Source organism: Levilactobacillus muriae, assembly GCF_045862015.1.
In the GTDB taxonomy this organism is placed as follows: Bacteria; Bacillota; Bacilli; order Lactobacillales; family Lactobacillaceae; genus Levilactobacillus; species Levilactobacillus muriae.
Genome location: NZ_BAAFRU010000010.1, coordinates 129359 through 149826, shown reverse-complemented (window position 1 = coordinate 149826; position 20468 = coordinate 129359). Strand labels below are relative to the sequence as shown.

The window sequence follows — 20468 nt, the reverse complement described above, 5'->3', positions numbered from 1 at the left end:
GCTTTGGCTGTTTCACAAGCTTTAGATTAAGGATTCATCTGGCATTTGGGCTCAAAAAAAATTGCCTAATCTCAAAGGATTAGACAATTTTATAAATGGAATTACCAACAACAGTTGACATAGAACCCTGATTTTTAGGGGTAACTTTTGTATGAGGTAAGGTGTTGAAATCACCAGTCAACTTAACGAAACTGCAACAACTATCATTCGATTTTTGCCATGGTAATGCTGGCATGACTTATTTTTTAAAATTCGTGGAAACGACATCAAGAAGTGCGGGGGACACTTACACAACACTCATAACCATCAGCGGTAAGTGTTAGCCGGAGGTGGTCATAGATCGTGTTTACCGAATCACCAATACCGATACCGGCGAATACTTTGCCATGTAAGCCGCTTGACTGCCAAAGTGGCGGCTGACCCCTTTCTTCGCCAACGACCCCACAATCAACAAGTCTGGGTCTACCGCCGGAATCACATCCTTAACGATGGTCTCGCCGGGTTCGCCCTCGGCTACCATCATTCGGACATCCGCGACACCAGCCTTACGTGCTTGGTCCTTATACGCCCGAACGTGGTCTTCCAGATCGGCACGCTCACCATGAATAAAGTCCGTATCTAATGTCTGGTAAATATTTATCTGATGATCCTCCAGTACCGAAGCAATCACTAGTTCTGCGTCATCACGTTTCGCTAAATAAATGGCGTAATCAAATGCCAATAGCGCATCCTTGGAATCATCGACACCAACTAGAATCCGTTTAAACGCGGTCGCCATCAGCCATCCCTCCTTCAATTTAATCTCATGACTAACGCTCTTATCGATGCTAGTGTACGCGCATCTACCACTAAGCGATTCATTTTAGGGATACCGTTGGGGGCCATAACTAACTTCAACCATAAAAAAAGCCGGTAGACCGGGATTAACCGGCCTATCGACTTCGATAATTCAACTTATTAGCGGATAACCAGTACTGAGATTGGCGCATATTTTGCCATATAGGCTGCCTGGCTCCCAAAGTGACGACGGACACCCTTCTTGGACTCTGATCCTACGATTAACAGGTCCGGCTTGATGTGCGGAATCACGTCCTTGACGATGGTCTCGCCGGGATCGCCTTCAGCGACAACCATCCGTACGCGAGCGACGCCAGCGTCGAATGCCCGTTGCTGATACGTCGCAACGTGCTCTTCCAATTCGCGATGTTCACCATGAATGTAATCAGAATCCAGTGCCTGATAGACGTTCATGTCGTCATTTTCCAATACGGAAACGATGATCAGCTCTGCATCGTCTCGCTTCGCCTGATGCGTTGCATAATTAAAGGCTAACAGGGCATCTGGGGAGTCATCGACCCCGACTAAAATGCGTTCAAATGTTTTTGCCATGGGTTAGTCCTCCTTGTGTAGTTGCTGAGCGTCGGTAGCGGCTTCAACGGCCATCCGCTTGGCACTGCGATGCAGCTCCCAAACGGTCCAAGCCAACAATGCAATGATTGCCAGATTCAACGCCCACGCAATGACATTAGCCATGGTTGTTTCACTGGCAGATGGTGCACTGCCAAAGAAGGCGGCGATTGACGCCGGCATGTTATACAGGTTCAACCCAGTCAGTAAGAGTACTGAGAACCAGCCCAAACTCTTAATCCACCAGGAATTCTTGAACCGCTTACCCATCTCCAGCTTGCTATCCGTCATCATCAATAACGGGAGCATTGAGAATGGTAAGGCAAAGGCCAGAAAGACTTGCGAATTGTTCATCAAATCATTTAATGCCGTGTGTTCGTCAATGGCACTCTTACCACTAGTCAGCATGACACAGATCAATACTGGAATAACCGAGATCAACCGAGTAACCAGTCGACGTAACCATAGTGGCATCCGCATGTGGACGAAACCTTCCATGATAACTTGACCCGTTAAGGTCCCGGTAATCGTAGAATTTTGCCCGGATGCTAACAAAGCAACGGCAAATAATGTTGATAAAATTCCCGTCTTAGCGACCCCAGCCAACAAGCCATTGCTCATCGTGTTGGTATCAGATAAAGCCTGGAACAGACCGAAGAAGGAAGGATCCTTGACGGCACCACTCTTGAAGACAGCGACCCCCATGATTAACAGTAACGCGTTGACGAAGAAAGCAAGCGTCAGTTGAATGTTGGAATCCAGACTAGCAAACTTCACCGTCCGTGCAACATCATTCTCATCCTTGTGGTTGATCTGACGCGTTTGAGAAATTGCAGAATGCAGGTAGAGGTTATGTGGCATGACTGTCGCCCCAATGATTCCCAGCGCCCCACTAATTGGCGTTTGACCACCAACCGTTGGTGAGGAGGAAATCGTCTTAATGTTAGGAACTAATCCTGCAAAGACACCCGCCCAATCAGGCTTGGATAAGGCAACTTGATAGGCAAAGACTAGCAAAATTACCAGAATCAAACAAACGACGATTGCTTCAATCTTCCGAAAACCAATCTTGGTCAGCAGCAATAATAGCAGAACATCAAATACGGTGATAAACACTGAAATGACCAATGGAATGTGGAATAACAGATACAAAGCAATCGCGGCCCCAATGACTTCGGCAATATCCGTCGCCATGATGGCAAATTCAGTCATGATCCATAACACGATGCCTAACGATTTACTGGTACGGGCACGAATGGCCTGCGCCAAGTCCATTTGACTCACGATACCAAGTTTAGCCGCCATGTATTGTAATAACATCGCGATCAAACTTGAAATCAAGATGATGGACATCAGCAGGTATTGGAAGTTCTGCCCACCGGTAATTGATGTGGACCAGTTCCCGGGATCCATGTATCCCACCGCAACCAGTGCGCCAGGCCCAGAATACATGAACAGCGCCTTCCAAAAACTAATATTTTTGGGAACAGCTACGGTACCGTTTATCTCCTCCAATGAACGGCCGTTGGCATATTCAATTAATTTGTGCTTTTTAACATTATCACTCATGTTAAAAGCCTCCTCCTCAAAAATTTCTAACGGGTTCATTGTAACGTAAAAGTTAACCTTTGCAAATACTTTTTTAGGGCCACTTAACTTTAATATGCGTACAAATTAAGATATTAGTAAATGTATTAAGCGGTTTCATTACTGGTAGATCCCCTTTTTCAAACATCATTTGCTATGGCTAATTCCTACAAAATATTTTTTTGGGCACACCCAACAAATAATCTCTAAAACGCCCATAAATCAACGTTTTGTCTATTAAATAAAGTGAACTTTCATAACACGTTAATTGATGGATTCCAGAAAAAGTTGCAACCTCGCCACAGAACCCTTAAAATTTCAACTGGAGAATATAATTTTTAGGGGTACTTAACTATTTTTAATTTATCGGGGAGCTGATTGCATGTTGAATCATCGAAATACCTATTTGAAGATTATTGCCGAGTGCAATTTTGCCCGGCCACGTGTTAGCAATAAACAAATCATTCACTTTGCCAATGTTTCACCAGCCACCGTGACCGAAATGACGCGGTCATTGGAGCGTGCCGGCCTCGTTAATCGACGACGCTACACTGGGGTCACCCTCACTGCAGCCGGGGAGCAACTCGCCTGCCAACTGCTTCACCACTACCGTCTCTGTGAGACCTTCCTGGTAAAGAAGCTCCATCTTCCACTAACTGCAGTTCCGGATCAAGCTTGGAGCATGGCCGCTGAACTGACCGGTGAAACAGCGCTGGCACTTAACCACTATCTTGGTGAGCCACAACGCAGTCCATTCGGCGGCAGCCTCAGTCCTGACCAGATTCTAAACGATCAGCCTATCACGCGGCTAAGTGCCGTCCCTGCAGCGACAACCGTTGTTCTCACGAGTTACTTGGAGTCAACCGCATTGGTCGACTACCTACAGCATCTGGCCTTGCCCTTCGGCGTACCGCTTCACGTCACGAAGGTCGATACCGGTCTCAACCTCCTCTACTTAGAGGACGCCCAGCATCAAGCGTTCACACTCAACGATCAAGCCGCAGACTATATTTACACGAAAAAGGCGTGAGCCACTTTGCTCACGCCTTCTAGAGGATACGATTTATATAACGACAACTTTGTCTACCATTCAGTCCGTGACGTCTAGTCGTTCACGGATGCCCACACGTCTAGTAGAATCATACTGATATAAATTTAAAAATAGAAACCGACACACTACAGTCGCAGGCGACTATAGCTCGGACCCAAGCTTAGGCGCCTTGGCCTTCACGTGCCTGTGTCGCAACGGTTGCGGCAGTTGCACTACTGTCATCAGATGATGGCAGGCGCTTCAACCCAACGCCAGTGAACCCACTGAGAATGGAGAAGACCGGTGACAGGAGACTGAAGAAACAGAATGGCAGGTATGCCAGCGTAGAAACGCCCAGCGTGTTAGCTGCAAAGACGGCTGCAACCCCCCATGGTACCAAGTAGTTGATAACAGTCCCACCATCTTCAAGGACTCGGCTCAAGGCCAAGTTATCCAGGCCACGATCGTTAAAGGTTTGCTTGAAGGCTTTCCCAGGTAAGATCACGGAGAGGTACTGTTCCCCAACAAAGATGTTCACACCAATCCCAGAAAGGATAGCGGCAGTGACCACGGAACCGGTATTCTTCAGACGTTGGGCCAGTGGTACCATTGCCGTCTGAATAATGTTGAACTTCATTAACAGACCACCAAGAGTCAGCGTCAAGATAATCAAGGAAACCGTGGACATCATGGCACTGATCCCACCACGGGAGAGTAAGGCGTCAACACTAGCATTCCCCGTCTTGGAAACGAAACCAGATTCAATCATCGTCGCAACACTGCTCAATGACGTTGCGGGCTTTTCGATGAATAACATCACAATCCCTAAACCAACGTTCAACAGCAACGTGGCGATAGCGGGAATCTTCCGCCATGCACAGACGAACATCACAATGATTGGCAAGGCAGCCCACCAAGTTACGGAGAAGTTAGCAGACAAGGTAGCAATCGTCTTGTTGATTTTGCCCATTGCGTTAGCGTCAGATGAACCCGTTCCTAAGACGAAGTACAGCACCAGGGAAACTAAGAAAGCAGGAATCGTCGACCACATTAAGTTCTTGATGTGCGCGAACAGTTCGGATTCAGCAATGGCCGAAGCCAGGTTGGTCGAGTCTGACAGTGGTGATGTTTTATCACCGAAGATAGCTCCAGAGATGATGGCCCCAGCAACTAATGCTGGGTTAAAACCCATCGTGGTTCCCATCCCGAACAGGGCAATCCCAATCGTGGAGATGATGGTAAAGGCACTCCCGATGGACGTCCCAACAATTGCACAAACTAAGAAAACGGATGGTACGAACCACTGTGCTGAAATCAAATGGAACCCGAAGACCATCATGGATGGAATAATCCCAGCGGCGATCCAAACACTGATCAACGCCCCAATCAGGATGAAGATAAAGATTGGAATAATCCCAGTCTTAATGCCCGCGATGATCCCACCGTGAATGTCATCCCATTCAGCGCCACGAACCTTGGCCCACAGGATAACTAAGGCAATGACCAGTAACACTGGTGTCATTGGTGATAAGCCAAACTTGATAACACCCAAACCCATAATCAGTAACATAACTAGCAGAATAATCATTGCTTCACCAAAACTAACTGGCTTCCATGCTCTCTTGTTTTGTTCTTTCATAGAAATCGCTCCTCTTTGTTTATGCCTAATTTATGTATAAAAAAATCGCCCCCGCTGCAATCAACATTGCAACAGGGACGATTTAGACTTCAACCGTGGTACCACCCAGCTTGAGCCACTGGTTCTAGACCCAGTAACTCCACTCACTAGATGGTAACGGCTCTAGTTATTATCCGCCTGCCGGAGCAGGACATTCCACTGTATTTCGTCGTAATCACCCTGATCGGTTCGCAGCAACCACCGACTTTCTGACACACAGATGACACGCTACTTGGTAATGGAAATTAGCGTTCGTTATTCGATTGATTTGATAATAGCACGATGAGAAAGTATCGTCAACCTCTAATCAAAAATTTATTTTAACGAAGTTGGATACTCTAGCATCCCGCCAACGTGAGCTAACGCCCCAGCTGTCAACGGTTTGATGAGGTGACTCCCCATCGGTACAGCTAGGCTATTATGAATTGAAAAATCTTCTGCCATCACATAACCCCGACCGCCAAAGAAATTCATATCACCCACCACGCTGATGGCCGCAAAGCCAGCCAATCGAGCTCGGGATTCCAATTCACTTAGGAGTTGACTCCCAATTGCTTGGCCTTGCCACTCGGGCGCAACGGCCAGTGAAGCCAGTCCAAGAATTGTGGTCATGTGCCGGTTACCACGAATCGTCACGGGACTCAATAGGCCATGACCCACGACCTCGTGAATTTCTGGCTTGGCAACAACTTCTAAACTTGGTTGATAATCGTAGGTCGTCCGTAGCCGGTGAATCAGATTACCCTCGGTACCGGCACTGGCCTGAGCGGGCGTGAACGCCGCCGTAACCAATTGGTCTACCTGTTTAAAATCTTCCGGTTGAATGGTTTCAAAACTCAAATTCAATTCGTCTACCTCTCATTTCCAAAGCGGTCTGCAACAATACTGTGCTATTATACACGACTCACCATTAAATGCGAAACTTTCGTTTGGTAGTGATGGTTTTGTTTACTGAAACTTAACGAACCTAGTTGAGAGCAGCCATTTCCGACTAAGTAGGGGCTTAACTAAGTTCCAAATTTTAATCACACTCTCTCAAGCATCTCCTCGCTCCTGAAAAAGTTTTGTTTAACCCATTTTCTACATCAAAACCACCCAAATATCTACTAAATATGACAGCTGTTTGAACTCTCACTAACTTATCACCGAAAATAACTTGAAATCTCGCCCGGAACCCCGTAGACTAAACGCAATCATTCAAGAATCGAGTTGAATCCTATGACGTCCAAACAACGTTGGGCTGCCCTTTCCGTACTCATCTACGTCGTTTTTGTCCTCATTGCGATTTTTACCGGCTTCATCGCGCCTAGTCAGATTGGCCTGGAGTGGACGATTTTTTGGTACTTCACCGTGGCCGGACTTTGTTATTACTTTTACTTTAAAAACGTCAGTTATCGCGAAGTTATTTATTACGCCAAAAAACTAGGCTATCACAAGGATGACCTAGTTTCGATGGTCTCTAAATTAAAGGAAACTCAGGATGTGCCCGATCCGGACCATCCCCATATTTTCAGTCCTTTTGCAAAGATCCCCCTCACCGTCGTCAATCAGTTGACCGACCAGCTAGAGGTCCTCGCTAAGACACAGAACATTCCACCCTACCGTTGATTACTTGCGGCTAGCGTACGTCTGAGATTTTTTGAGCCAGGCTTCATCAGCAGGATCTGGACCCACGCGTTTGCCGGCGTCCAAGTCGCTGATGGCCCGCATTTCATCTTCATCCAAGCCAAAGGCAAAGACATCGCGGTTCTGCTGAATCCGTGCTTCGTGGATGGACTTAGGAATCACGATTTCTTCACGTTGAATGTGCCAGCGTAAAATAATCTGGGCGGCACTCACATCGTGAGCTGCGGCCAATTCGTTGATGACAGGATCAGTCAGCGCGTTGTTATTACCCCCACCCAACGGACTCCAGGCTTCGTGCAAAATCCCTTGCGTTTCCAGATAAGCATGCAGGTCGTCTTCTTGGAAGTACGGGTGCGTTTCAATCTGATCGACTACGGGCTTGACCGTGGCTGTTTCCATCAGCTTCTCGAGTTGCGCTTGGTTAAAGTTGGAAACCCCGATGTTCTTGATCTTGCCGTCCTTGTACAGGTCTTCCATGGCCCGCCAACTTTCAGCATAGCCGGGAGCTGGCCAATGGATCAGAAACATGTCGAGGGTCTCAAACCCTAACTTGTCCAATGTCTCCTGGAAAGCTTGCTTCGTTTCGTCATAGCCACGTACGCTGTTCCAAAGTTTGGAAGTCACGAAAATATCTTCACGCTTCACATCACTCTCGCGAATGGCTTCACCGACCCACTGTTCGTTGCCATAGTACGAGGCCGTATCAATGTGTCGGTAACCGGCAGCCAATGCCCACTTGACCGCGTTCTTCGTGTCTTCGGCGTTGTCGACTTGGAAAACACCCAAGCCAAGCTGGGGAATTCGGTTGCCATTATTTAGAGGTAATTCAGGAATGTCATTATGCAAAATAAAAACCACCTTTCAAACTTAGTTCCACTACCATCATACAATATGCTGGCAGTTTTCGCGGTAAGAAAGCTGGATAAAATGTAAAAATTAGGGCTAAAATTTTCTTCTGCGCCCGTTTTGCGTTACTATGGAGGGTGTGGTAGTTTGTCGTTCCGGCGGCAAGCTTGTTTTTTCACACCGTTTCTGACATGGAGGTTTTTCAGTTGAATAACCAAGAACCAAAATCACGCGTACAACGGTATAATTTTAATCAAGATCCTAACCGCCCTATGCGTCAACGGCCACGAAAGCCGCGGCGTTGGTGGCCGTGGGTCATGACGTTATTAACGTTGGCCATCGCTATCCTGTTGGTCTTAGGCATCACTCACCATAATAATTCCGCATCCAATACCACCTCGTCGTCGAGCAATAGCGCCTCCCTCGTGGCTAAGGCCTCGTCCGTTTCCGAACAGACCGCTTACGAAAGTTTTAAAGACAAGTACGATGGCTACAATGATAATGGCCTTACCGTTTCGCAAAAACAAAAGCTACAGAATGCTATCAATGATGAATCTAATAGTGCCGTCCAAGCTCGCGAGCAGAAGCTACTTAACCAAGCACAGACCAAATCGTCTAGCGCTAGCAGCACAAGCACGTCGAGCGCCTCATCGAGCAGTCAAAGTCCAACATCGTTCGACTCCGTGCACACCTTCTCTTCTGTTGAAGACGCCCAAAGTTGGGCCCAAGCTTCTAAGAATCAATGGTTGCAGGCGGGCTACACGACCTATACGATTACATCGGATGGTCAGGGAAACTACAATTTACAGTTTGTCCGTTAAACGCGGCGCTCACAGGAGCGTCCGCGTTTTTTGTTGTGTCCAAAGCTCTATTCGAGCCTGGGACAAAACCCCAGACTCTTTTTTTGCTCTCCTAAGCTATATTGCTGAAATGTGGGCCAAAAGGCAGCTGACTCCGCTTAAAACTGATAGCCGAACAATCCAAACCCGGGATTATCCGGCTATCAGCCTTAATGCTCGCCAGCTAATCGCCTTTTGTCCCACTCTCACCTACCCTTTCTTCCGGTGCGTCGTCGACTCGAGCTGGCGCTGCAAGTCATCGACCTTCGTCGTCAATGTTTCAATCTTCGTCAACAACTGGTCGAGGTCGGCCTGTTCGTGATCCTCTTGACTGGCCGCCATTTGTTGGCCCCTAGCCGTGAAGAAGCCACTGATGGTACTGGTCAATAACCCGATGAACCCGACGCCACCGATCATCAGGACGCTGGCAATGATCTTACCAAAGGCCGTGTGTGGCGTCTCATCCCCATATCCAACTGTGGTGGCCGTCGTAATGGCCCACCACAAGGCATTTGCTAGGCTCTGCTTCTCGGTCAGGGAGAAGAGAAAGGCACTGATGACGATAATGGTCACACTGAAGGAAAATAGATAAATGAAGCCGGTCTTATAAATGAACTGATGATAGGCCCGTGTCCACTTGCTATTGATCCGTAACCGCCAGAATAAATGATGGTAGCGAATCAACCGAACCAGCCGGCCCAACCGGAAGAAGGCAAACACCGGATGGAGGGGAATAATGCCCAACAGATCGAATGCCGACTGAACGAGAAAAATTTTGCGATTCTTAGTCAGTAACAACCGGGCAACATAGTCAATGGCGAACACCACCAGCAGACTATTAATGATTGCCATTTCGATGGCGGAACTCCCCACTCCAAGTAGCAATAGCAATACCGTACCAACTGAGACCAACGTCGATAGCGTGACACCCACGTGGTAGGCAATTAGTCGTGGTTTCCGTTTTGCCATGGTCGTTCCACTCCCCCCGATTACAATTACATCTCAATATAGGCGCTTCTCCCAGAATTACCAGCCACACGGATGAGATTTAAGCAGTTTGCTAGGTTCTATATGTAAACTTAATAATTTTTCGAACGCCTTTTTTCCGACTATGACCACACCAAAAATGGCGATTACCTGGTTTAGCGGTAATCGCCATCACTAATTTCTTTACTTGAAGGTTGAAAGATCTAAAATACCCATTATGACTGTTGCAACAACGACGCTGAGACTACAATTAGACGACGTCGTCTAAACCAGCCGGCTTACCGTTCGCCAAATTTAGGCTGGAACGCTGTGGGTAGGACGCCGCCAGCCTGAGAAACGGTCTGCCAGCTCGCTTTGAACCGCCCAACCCGCGTTTCAAAGTCGCCATTTTCCAAGCAGAACACTTGGAAAATCCCACGGCTGAACCTACGTAGACAGTGATCAACCATTGTGAACTAACGTTGTCAGTCCGGCGATTGTCACGGCAATGTCAGGTTAAAGAACAAATCATAACCGGAGGCGGTCAGAGATGTAGGTAGCTGTGACGACGGTGTTAGCTGGGGACCAGCTTCCAGCGTGGGACGCGTTTGGAGACTGACAGGTTATGTCAGGCTTCAAACCGAGACGGAGGACCGCTTCTCAGGCCGCAGGCGGTCCCCACAGCCGCCGAAATCTCTGGCAGCCGCAGGTGGTAATTTCCAACTAATTTTATGGACTAAATCTCTATTAGCTGGATTTTTCTAGGAGTACTTGGACTTTTAACCTTTAGTTTACTTATTCAATAACACTTTCTGGCTCGTGGACTTGCTGCAGAAAGGCTGGCACCAACGCCTCATAGAAGTCGATAGCTTGTAAGTATTCCTTGATGGAGATGTATTCATCAATTTGATGCGACGTGTTGCTTCCAGGACCGATTTCAATACTGGTAAAGTCGGCCTTGGCCCGCAAGAATTCCGCACCATCATTGGCACCACCAGAACCCACGATCTGCGTCTCGTGACCACAAACCTGATCACTAATCTGCTTGGCCAATTGAACCAAAGGTGCCTGGGGATCACCCGGAATCGCCTCTTCGGGGAAGCTATAACTAAGATCAAGCTGTACGCCATCCTCCGCATTCAGCTGCGCAATCAACCCCGCCAACTCATCGTAGATCACTTGGTTGGGGTAAGCGGGAATTGTTCGCATATTCGCCATCAGTTCGGCATGTGCCGGAATCGAATTGATCTGTTCACCCCCAGAAATCAAGTCCACGTTGTGTAGCAGGCCGCCCAGAACGGAATCGGTTTGCATATGTTTGGCCATCAACGGCCCCACAGCATTGTAGAACTTCATCAAGTTATCAATCGCATTGATCCCATTCTCCGGTTGGGCACTGTGAACACCCTTCCCGGTTGAAACGACCTTGTAATCAATGACCCCCCGAGCCGTGTAGACGACGTTATCTAAACCACTAGGTTCAGCAATGACCAGGCCCGCCAGTTGATCCGCGTAGCCTTCGTCCGTCAGCTGACCTGCACCGTATTCACCAGTTTCTTCGCCCACCGTGGCCAGCAACCGAATACTCCCGGGCAATTGCGTGCCCTGTTCCAAAAACTCCAGCATCGTAATCACGATGGCAGCCAGCCCACTCTTCATATCAGAAGCGCCCCGGCCAAAGAGTTGGTCACCCACAACTTCACCGGCAAATGGGGCGTGTGTCCAAGCAGATTCGTCCCCAGCCGCGACGACATCCATATGTCCAGAAAGCCCCAGTTGCGGCCCTTCATGGCCAATAGTCACTACCAGGTTGTCCCGGTCATTGGCGTAAGTTACTTTCTCGATCTTTGCTTGAGGATACGGTGCAAACAGGCTAGCAATGTATTCTGCTACCTGGGCCTCATGATCATTTACTGAGGGTATTTGAATCAAATGCTGTAAAATGGCAATTTTTGCTTGAGGAGTCATTCGCGTCAATCCTTTCGTCGTTTCGCTAAGTTGTTATTAGCATACGCCCTTTTGTGCAAAAATCAAGCTGTTTTTGCAATTATATTAGTTTTACTCTACTTATTCGCATTTTTATACATTATTCATGAATATTCGCGACGAGCGTTTGACTGCGGTATAATGAAGAGTGTTAGATATATCTAGGAGGGATTTCATGCGAATCGTTGTGCCAACCGAAGAAAATGGCTACTTAGCCGATGAATTTAGCAAGTACGCCACGGGTGATGACGTCTATGGCGGGCAACCCGTCAAATCATTTCCCATCAAGCTTCACAAGATACCGAAGAAGACTCAAACGCTAGCACTGAACCTCATTGATTTCGATGCCGTTCCCGTTAGTGGTTTTCCTTGGATTCACTGGGTCGCCGCTAACTTTCCTGGAACGACGCGCGAAATCCCAATGGACGTCTCCCGGACCAATGCTATTCCCCACGTCCATGGCCGGAACAGTAATGGTGGATCGCTGGTCGGAAATACCGATCCAGCCGTTTTTCAGAATTACACCGGGCCGTTCCCACCAAATGCTGACCATGACTACAGTCTGACGATCTATGCATTAAATACTAAACTCGACTTGGACGATGGCTTCTGGTTAAATGACCTCCTCCATCAAATCAATGGTCACGTTCTGGACACCGCCACTATTACCTTGCGCGGACGCGTCTAGACAACTCAGCTCAAAGAAGAAGGCTAATTATGGGACAACAATATCAACAGATCTTAGTGCCCGTGGACGGCTCCATTCAAGCGGAACTGGCTTTAAAAAAAGCAGTAACCGTCGCCCAACGTAATCACGCTCACATTGACCTGCTCAATGTCTTGCGGATCAACCACTACGGCTTCTACGCCAGCGGTTCCATGCCGGGCAGCGTGATTCATGAATTGGCAACGGACGCGACATCTTACCTGACCTCACTGGTCGAAACAACCGCAGCTGCTACTGGTTTCTCCGACCTTGACATTCACGTGCGGTTCGGCAATCCTAAGACGGTCATCGCGCACGAGTTTATCCGTGACCACCAGAATGACCTGATTATGCTGGGGGCCACTGGGATGAGTGCAGTGGCCCGGATGGTCGAAGGCTCCGTGACCGCCTATGTCAGTCGGATGGCCGACGTAGATGTCATGGTCATTCGAACCGATGAAGCAGGCAACCCGGTCGATACCAAGCAAGTTGCCGTTAAGAACCAAGATCAGCCAAAACTCTAATTGCATATTCTGTAAATTCTTGCATAAAAGGATGGTGCTTCTCCAAATCTCTGGAGAGACACCATCCTTTTTACTCACAATTTCAAGCGTACATTCTATAACTGAAGGTTGAAAGTTTCAAAATACTCATTATGGCTGGTGCCACAACGATACGGAGACTAAAATTAGGCAACATCGTCCAACCATCGCCTTACCGGCCGGCAGATATGGGCTGGAACGGTGCGAACACAACTTGAAGCCTCGAAAGTACCGAGTCTCCAAGCTTGGTTTTCTACTAAGCCAGTGGGAAAACCACCCACCAGCTAAGTAGAACGACGCGCCTGAGCCCATATCTGCCGACCTCTCGGCTTACTTGGGTGTCCTACGGCAATATAGCCAGATGATGCCTATAGAAACGTTATTGATTTACGCTAAAACGTTAGCACTCATCTGGAACTCAACGTTTGACATTGACGTGCACAATCAGAGCCGGAGGCGGTCAGGGATGGAGCTAGCCGTGTCGACGATGTTAGACCGGGCGATTCTTTCCCGGCCTTACATCGTGGGACGACCTGAGAGACGCCTGAACTTGGCGGCTTTCAGGCGAGCTGGAAGCCCGTCCTTTGGCTGGAGGCGTTCCCCACAGCAAGCGGAATTCCTGGCAGCCGGAGTGCGACCCTTGTCACTTAATTTAACGGTGACAATTCTTACGGTCGCAAGAGTAAGGTGGGTACTTTGGCTTTCAACTTTTAGCTCTATAACTGTTTACGATACCACAAGACCCCGTAGCTAACCGCACAGACGACGCTGGCTGTGAGACCAGCCCAGCCTCCTGGCACGTGGTAACTGATGACCACTCGGTTCCGACCGGGTGTCAAGGGCACTGCGATCATATCACCGAGTACGGCACGTGATTTAACCGGCTGCTCATTCACGGTGATGCGCCACCCATTGTCCTGTGGCAAGCTCAGGTAGGCCCAGTGCTTGCTAGGCGTGGCCGTGACAGTTCCTTGGTAGTTGGTCCGCAAATGCCCACGATGCTGCCGTAGCCGTAGTGCATGGCCACTAACGGTCTGATGGACCGCCGCCATGCGACTTGTAGGCAACGTGGCCACCTCTAAAGCTTTAGGCGTTGGCCGATTGCTAGCGTATTTGACAGTCAATGCCTCGCCTCGCCGATACTCACCCAGATTAATCATGCTGGTATTCCCATCTGTCTGCATCTTTGGCGCAACATTATGCCCGTTGACACTCATCGTGGAATACTTGCTAGCGCTGGTGGGATCAAAGAGATAGACGCGTCCAGTGGCCTGAGGCGTCACGTGCCAAAGGTGATTATAGACAAAATTGGTCGGGTGATTGTTAACCCGCCAAATGGCCTTGACCTGATCATGACCAGCTGTCACCGGCACAAAGTAAGCGTGCCGACTGGGTCGCAATGCCTGTAGGATTTTTTCTTGATTAGCAATGGCACTGGCTGTCAATTTAACATGTAAGAGTTGCGAACTGACGGCAAACCCCATCCCGCTGTAGCTTCCCACGCGAACGCTAGCCTCCTTAGTCACCTTATTATGCACCCCGAAGAGCATCTCAGTAACCGGTGTAAAGCCTTGATTGCTGAGGCGGCGAGGATCACGGGTATAGAGTCCGAGTTGTTTGGCCATAGTCATCGTGTTCGCCGGTGTCGTCGAACTATATGCGCCGGTTCCGTTGTACCCCAGCCACATGGCATCGTTGTAAGGATTATAGTGATGCTGGAAGCCCGGAGCCACGGTTGGTGCATCGTTGCGAATACGATACAGCTTAGAAGTTGTCGTCACCGGTTGAAGGCGCTGGACAGATTGCTTATAAGCCTTGGCGTAACGCTGCTGGCTCCCATAATCGATACCGACTAGCGCAAAACTAAAGTTCACAAATAGTTCAATAATGACAACGACGCCAAGCCAAACCGGCGGCACAGCCTTAATCCATAGCAGTCCAGCCGTGACTGCCAAGATAGCGAGACTCGTCAGCACCGCTGCCCAGTTGATTGGCTGAAGGCTGGCGTAATAACCGGACTGCGTCCACGTCTGCATCAGCGGAATCAGCCAGCTCCCCAACAACATCAGTCCGCCTAAAAGTAATGGCGTTCCCCACCGCCAACGATTGGACAGCTGTGTCAGACCTGCCTGCCAGGCACTACTGGCAATTAAAATCAGGACGAAACTAAAGAAGAAGCTATTACGGAATGGGTATCCGGAGGGTGGTGTCATCAAGTGCCAGATTGTATTGAACCCCCGTAACCACATTCCCATGAATAGAAATAAAAGAAGCAGGGCAGCCCGAAGTTTGGTCCAAAACTTAATCTGTGGCAACCCAAAGTAAGCAATCGCTAACAAGGCTACCAGTGATGATGAAAAGATTGCTGGCCCGTGACTCAACCGTTGTAGATAATCTCCGGCCCCCACGCCCAGTTGGTTAAAGAATTCGAGTCCAAACATCGGAATCAAGTGGAAATTTCCAACTTGTCCTTGCGTTTTGGGCGTTGCCAGCATCCCTAGGACGGTGGGCAAGAGAATCACCAACGTACTTCCAACACTCAGTAATGAAGCGCCAATGAAGCGATAACACAGGTGGCGCTTCGTCTGGAACCACGCCCGTACCGATTGACCGGCCGGCCATTCAGCAGTCAACATATACACGAAGTACGCTACGATAAACAGACAGGTCATATATCCCAGATAGTAATCCGTCAAAACACTGACCAGTAGCCAGCAAAAGTAGCCTCCCGTGCGCCCCGTAATAACGAGTCGGTCAATGCCCCAGGCGACTAGTGGGAGGAAGATTAAGGCGTCCAACCACATCAAATTAAAGAAATTCAGAGCAACAAATCCACTGAATGCAAAAGCTAACCCGAAGACACCTGTAAATAGCTGCTGCGTTCGCCAGTGTTCTTGCAAATAGAATGTCATGGTTCCGGCAATTGTCGCAATTTTCAACATGATAATCACGGCCATCGCAATCGGCATTTGACCCGCCTTAAAGAAGATCAAAAGTAGATTAAATGGACTCAGTAAATAGTACGCAATCGTCGGTACCCAACTGGTTCCTAAGGCCTGGTGAAAATTAAACAAATCCCAGGCATGCCCGCGGACTAGGCGCGTAAAGTCCGTAAAAAAAGGAATGTACTGTGTTCCCAAATCACCGATCAATAGGTTGCGGTCGCCAAAAGGTGTGACCCCGCGAATCGCAAATAAACTGACCACCAAAATTAACGCGACCATCCCAGCTAAAACGGGATTTCGCCAGTGGTTGAATCGCAATCTTTCTCGTCGCATTTTCTTAAAATCTCCCCGAAATCTAAACTACACCGTTGCAAGTCCTGTTGAAGCTGTCCCCTGATAACCTGTACTGGGCTTGCTTGCATCATATCCGCTACTCGAACGCTTTCGGGTAGCTCTCTTTTTTTATTGTACCATTTACCTGTCGACAATTGGGCCAACCAAAATGTAAATTTCGCTTGCAGAATTTATTTAATATTCACCATAAAAGCGGACCAAGTCGCCCCTTAAGCGTGCTTGATCCGCAAACATTTACTTACGCCAAAAGGTCTCACAATCGGCCTTATCAGCAATGTTAAAGGCAATAATCTGGTGGAGCAACTCATAATCGACTGGTTGGGTCCACTTGATGCGGCCGAACTTCTTCCCGGGATTGTAGTGAGCAGCGGCAATCTGATCGGCAAATTGCGTCATGACCGGCCCCTCTGGTGCAAAGGCCATGTGTGGCTTGGCGACGCTAAATCCAATGATAAATGTCCCGTGATCGGTAAACATTGGCTGATTCCATGCATATCTCTGTTCCAATTGTGGAAAGGACGTCTGCACCCAGTTTAAAACCTCACGGACCCGAGCCTGGTGCTCAGCATCCTCAATTTTAGCAAGAAAATCTTCAAATTCAACAATCATCATGTCACCCCTAAATGATTTGGTTAAGTCCCAACCAGTATAGCATGTATCGCTGATTGGCGACGGTTAAACCTCGTCAACTCCCGATTACGGCAATGGCTATATTGACCTTTACACAACCTGTACAGAATCAAGGTCAAAACAACACCCGCGTTCGGTAAGGTTAGCTTACTCAAGAACACAAAAAGAGGTTGTCCTCTCAGGAACAGCCTCATTTCAAACGTGATTAAAATTATTTCGTAGCGTTAGCCGTTTCAGGTTCACCAGCCTTAGCACGTAACGTGGCTTCGATCTCTTCCAGAGAACGGTTCCGCGTTTCGAAGACCTTGGCGTGAACAAACCAGATAGCGAACAAGCAAAGCACACCGTAACCGATGAACAAGCTCCCAGTACCGAAGAAATCCAGTAAGGATGGGAACGTCAAGGAAACGACCATGTTAGCACCCCAGTTGATAACACTGGCGAAGGAGTTCCCCAACCCACGAATGTTCAATGGGAAGACTTCACCAATCATGACCCACATAACAGGACCCCAAGTCGCGGAGAAGAAGGCAATGTAGATGGTCAATGCGATCACGGAGATAACAGCAGCAGTCTGTGAACCACCGGAGAACTTCATGCCAAGACTCATAACGAACAGAGAAACGGCCATCCCGATGGCCCCGTAGATCAGCATCTTTTTCCGGTCAACTTTATCCATAATCATGACGGCAATCGCCGTAACAATCACGTTGAAGATCCCAATCCCAATATGGGCAAGTAATGCAGCGTTAACCCCGAAACCAACATCGGTAAAGATAGTTGGTGCATAGTACAATACGGTGTTACATCCCATGACTTGTTGGAAGATAGCCAAGCCTAAACCAATGATCAGTGAAGGACGAACCATCTTACTGAAGAGTTCAGTCCAGCCACCACTGACGATCTTAGCTTGTTCTTGAATTTGAGCAAGTTCCTTGTCAACAGCTTTGGTATCATGTTTGTTCATGGTATCCAAGACTTCACGTGCATTGTCAATGTGACCCATCTTAACTAAGAAACGTGGACTTTCTGGTAAGACCAACCCACCTAAGAACAACAGTGCAGCTGGAATAGCAGCAAACCCTAACATCCAACGCCAGCCTGTGTACATGCCAGAGAAGGAGTAGTTGGTGATGTAGGCGAACAGAATCCCCGTCATAACCATCAATTGGAACAGACTGGACATTCTCCCACGTTTATCAGCAGGTGATAATTCAGCCAAGTACGTTGGAATCAAGGCAGAAGCGGCACCAACGGCCATCCCTAAGATGATCCGTGATACAATCAGTGTCCAGAATTCTGGTGAGAACGCAGAGCCTAAAGCCCCGATGAAGAAGATAATAGCAGATAACAGTAAGAGCTTCCGCCGACCAAACCGGTCAGAAGATGGTCCGATAATTGCGGCACCCAAAACGGCACCCAATAGTACGGCACTTACGACCCAACCTTGTTGCCAAGAACCTAAGTGCATTTGTTTCTGAATAAAGAGAATAGCTCCTGAAATTACCCCGGTATCATACCCAAAGAGAAGTCCCCCAAGGGCACCGAAGAAGTAAACGAAACCAGTCGAAACCTTTCGCATTAATATTACTTCCTTTTCACGGCTTTCACCGCTAGAATTATGCAATATGTAAGTTGGCAGTTTTTCTGTTGGTTGATTGCAGCAACCAACTATATTCCCTATGATAGCACTTACATTACGCTTTTGAAAGCGTTTTCCAGAAAAAATCAGATTATTTACACGCACCACCACTGCAATGAAAGCTACCATGTAGTTTCATTTTCACCGATTAAACCATTCATTCCATATTGCTTATCCTGCATCATCCCCCGTTTACCAGTGGTTAATCGCGATAATCCCACCCTTTACACGTTCTGTACATAATGGTTGTCAAAAATACACATCGATTCGCTAGACTAATCCTACCACGTAACAAAAAAAGAAAGCGCCTCTTTTCAAAGGAGCTTCCACATCGTTCACAGTTTGTGTCATTTTAACTTAATATACCCAATAATCCAGTGGTCCGCAATCAGTGAACCTTCTTGATCATCAGGATCATGCCAGCACCTACTAAACACATCACACCAGCCATTGGGAAGATCATCCGGTAACCGGAGAACCCAATCACTAAGGATGCCATGATTGGCCCGAAAACCTGTCCCAGCGAGTTAGCCAGGTTAACGATCCCCAAGTCCTTGGCAGCACTGTTAGCGTTAGGCAGCACCGTAACATTCAGTGCTTGGTCAACCGAATTGTACATTCCCATCGCAGCCCCACTCAGGCCCGCGTAAACAAACATTGTCCAAGGCGCCGGATCAATCGCGGGAATGGCAACACCGATCCCCATGGCAACCGTTGAGAGGGCAACCAGCAGCTTCAGACTGTGGAACTTATCGGCTAAGGGTCCCCCAATCACCGCGAAGGACACCCCGGCAACCAAGAGAATCAGCGACATGATCGACAAATTACTCGTGGCACTCGCCGAAGATAGCTTCATGTAATCGGTAAAAATATACAGTTGATACCCAGTGATGATAAACTGCGCTGAAACGAATAGTAATTTACCAACGACCGCTAAGTAAAAGTCACGCACATCCCCATGAATTGGGAAGGAGAATGCTTCAACGAGTTCAGACCCATGCAGTTTTGGAACCCGCTCCCCCTTGTTACTACCATCGCCAACTAACAGCAGACCAATAATCGTAAAGATGATTTCAAAGACCATGAAAATATAAATCCCACTGTTGACGTTGGTAATGTAATGCGATGCAATCATCGTCCCAACTGGTGTCCCAATGTTCATCCCAACCCCATAAAAGGCGGAGATGGACCCCCGGTACTTCTTCGGTGCTTTATCCGCAATGAACGCGACTAACGGTGCCACCATCATGTTCAAGGCCACCTGGAATAGTGACCAGTTGATAATGATTCCGGGAACCGTTGTCACCTTGGTCAAAAAGTAAAAACAAATCAGCGTACTCAGCATCCCAAGGAAAATCCATGGATTCCGTTTTCCCCAGCGACTAACCGTTCTGTCAGACAACGCGCCTTCAATGATATTGGCAATCGTGGCCACAATCATTGCGATCGTTGCCAGTAGCGCCACAATCTGAACCTTTTCGTTTGGCGCAATCTGTTGAATCTTAGCCGGCAGTAAGGTCGAATTGACCCCTAGATAGGGAACCAACCACCCTAACAGTCCAAATAGAATCCCAAAGCCCAAGCGATACGGAAATTTACCTTTTGGGGCTACTTGCTTTTCATTTTCCATGATAATCCTCCTCACAAGGAAACGACCATGTACCAACCGTAATCTGAGTATACA

Annotated in this window: 18 protein-coding genes; 5 read left to right on the top strand and 13 right to left on the bottom strand. The window is 48.1% G+C overall.

All coding sequences use genetic code 11. The annotated features are described in order from the left end of the window. Positions 1 to 346: 346 nt before the first annotated feature. The 3 genes from ACKTSF_RS09020 to ACKTSF_RS09010 all read right to left on the bottom strand — a co-directional run bounded on the left by ACKTSF_RS09020 (position 347) and on the right by ACKTSF_RS09010 (position 2976). Positions 347 to 778 carry a universal stress protein gene (locus ACKTSF_RS09020; RefSeq protein WP_407888673.1) on the bottom strand — a complete coding sequence of 144 codons (432 nt, stop codon included), beginning with the start codon at positions 776 to 778 and terminating at the stop codon, positions 347 to 349. 179 nt (positions 779 to 957) lie between these two features. Then, complete coding sequence (locus ACKTSF_RS09015; protein WP_407888671.1) at positions 958 to 1389, bottom strand: universal stress protein; 432 nt, start codon at positions 1387 to 1389, stop codon at positions 958 to 960. A 3-nt stretch (positions 1390 to 1392) separates the two neighbouring features. After that, a complete protein-coding gene (locus ACKTSF_RS09010) occupies positions 1393 to 2976 on the bottom strand; it encodes an Nramp family divalent metal transporter (protein WP_407888669.1) in 1584 nt (527 codons plus the stop codon). A gap of 400 nt (positions 2977 to 3376) precedes the next feature. On the opposite strand from ACKTSF_RS09010, the gene ACKTSF_RS09005 reads away from it, so the two are divergent. Then, positions 3377 to 4024 (top strand): metal-dependent transcriptional regulator, encoded by a 648-nt coding sequence (locus ACKTSF_RS09005; RefSeq protein WP_407888667.1) that lies wholly within the window; start codon positions 3377 to 3379, stop codon positions 4022 to 4024. A 181-nt stretch (positions 4025 to 4205) separates the two neighbouring features. Here the strand turns inward: ACKTSF_RS09005 and nhaC are convergent, their stop codons facing one another. Then, positions 4206 to 5663 carry a Na+/H+ antiporter NhaC gene (gene nhaC / locus ACKTSF_RS09000; RefSeq protein WP_407888665.1) on the bottom strand — a complete coding sequence of 486 codons (1458 nt, stop codon included), beginning with the start codon at positions 5661 to 5663 and terminating at the stop codon, positions 4206 to 4208. 354 nt (positions 5664 to 6017) lie between these two features. Next, positions 6018 to 6548: a GNAT family N-acetyltransferase gene (locus tag ACKTSF_RS08995; protein ID WP_407888663.1), complete on the bottom strand. Its 531-nt coding sequence runs from the start codon at positions 6546 to 6548 to the stop codon at positions 6018 to 6020. Between the two features lie 372 nt (positions 6549 to 6920). On the opposite strand from ACKTSF_RS08995, the gene ACKTSF_RS08990 reads away from it, so the two are divergent. Further along, complete coding sequence (locus tag ACKTSF_RS08990) at positions 6921 to 7310, top strand: hypothetical protein (protein ID WP_407888661.1); 390 nt, start codon at positions 6921 to 6923, stop codon at positions 7308 to 7310. On the opposite strand, the gene ACKTSF_RS08985 is transcribed toward ACKTSF_RS08990, so the two are convergent. Continuing rightward, positions 7311 to 8174, bottom strand: a complete 864-nt coding sequence (locus ACKTSF_RS08985; RefSeq protein WP_407888659.1) for an aldo/keto reductase — start codon at positions 8172 to 8174, stop codon at positions 7311 to 7313. A gap of 206 nt (positions 8175 to 8380) precedes the next feature. On the opposite strand from ACKTSF_RS08985, the gene ACKTSF_RS08980 reads away from it, so the two are divergent. Further along, positions 8381 to 8995, top strand: a complete 615-nt coding sequence (locus tag ACKTSF_RS08980) for a hypothetical protein (protein WP_407888657.1) — start codon at positions 8381 to 8383, stop codon at positions 8993 to 8995. A gap of 228 nt (positions 8996 to 9223) precedes the next feature. Here the strand turns inward: ACKTSF_RS08980 and ACKTSF_RS08975 are convergent, their stop codons facing one another. The 3 genes from ACKTSF_RS08975 to ACKTSF_RS08965 all read right to left on the bottom strand — a co-directional run bounded on the left by ACKTSF_RS08975 (position 9224) and on the right by ACKTSF_RS08965 (position 11947). Next, positions 9224 to 9982, bottom strand: coding sequence for a potassium channel family protein (locus ACKTSF_RS08975; RefSeq protein ID WP_407888655.1), 759 nt, complete (start codon positions 9980 to 9982; stop codon positions 9224 to 9226). Positions 9983 to 10278: 296 nt separating this feature from the next. Further along, on the bottom strand, positions 10279 to 10404 hold the full coding sequence (locus ACKTSF_RS08970) for a hypothetical protein (protein WP_407888653.1): 126 nt from the start codon (positions 10402 to 10404) through the stop codon (positions 10279 to 10281). 370 nt (positions 10405 to 10774) lie between these two features. Then, positions 10775 to 11947 (bottom strand): ArgE/DapE family deacylase, encoded by a 1173-nt coding sequence (locus ACKTSF_RS08965; RefSeq protein WP_407888651.1) that lies wholly within the window; start codon positions 11945 to 11947, stop codon positions 10775 to 10777. 193 nt (positions 11948 to 12140) lie between these two features. Between ACKTSF_RS08965 and ACKTSF_RS08960 the strand changes: the two genes are divergently transcribed. Continuing rightward, a complete protein-coding gene (locus tag ACKTSF_RS08960; protein WP_407888649.1) occupies positions 12141 to 12653 on the top strand; it encodes a YbhB/YbcL family Raf kinase inhibitor-like protein in 513 nt (170 codons plus the stop codon). Positions 12654 to 12682: 29 nt separating this feature from the next. Continuing rightward, entirely contained in the window at positions 12683 to 13195 is a 513-nt protein-coding gene (locus ACKTSF_RS08955) for a universal stress protein (RefSeq protein ID WP_407888647.1), read from the top strand. A 734-nt stretch (positions 13196 to 13929) separates the two neighbouring features. On the opposite strand, the gene ACKTSF_RS08950 is transcribed toward ACKTSF_RS08955, so the two are convergent. The 4 genes from ACKTSF_RS08950 to ACKTSF_RS08935 form a co-directional block, all read right to left on the bottom strand. Next, on the bottom strand, positions 13930 to 16491 hold the full coding sequence (locus ACKTSF_RS08950; RefSeq protein ID WP_407888645.1) for a YfhO family protein: 2562 nt from the start codon (positions 16489 to 16491) through the stop codon (positions 13930 to 13932). Between the two features lie 255 nt (positions 16492 to 16746). Continuing rightward, positions 16747 to 17121 (bottom strand): iron chaperone, encoded by a 375-nt coding sequence (locus tag ACKTSF_RS08945; RefSeq protein ID WP_407888644.1) that lies wholly within the window; start codon positions 17119 to 17121, stop codon positions 16747 to 16749. Positions 17122 to 17353: 232 nt separating this feature from the next. Continuing rightward, a complete protein-coding gene (locus ACKTSF_RS08940) occupies positions 17354 to 18724 on the bottom strand; it encodes a sugar porter family MFS transporter (protein WP_407888642.1) in 1371 nt (456 codons plus the stop codon). A 448-nt stretch (positions 18725 to 19172) separates the two neighbouring features. Then, the gene (locus tag ACKTSF_RS08935) at positions 19173 to 20414 is read right to left on the bottom strand and encodes an MFS transporter (protein ID WP_407888640.1); all 1242 of its coding nucleotides are present in this window, start codon (positions 20412 to 20414) and stop codon (positions 19173 to 19175) included. Positions 20415 to 20468: the final 54 nt, after the last annotated feature.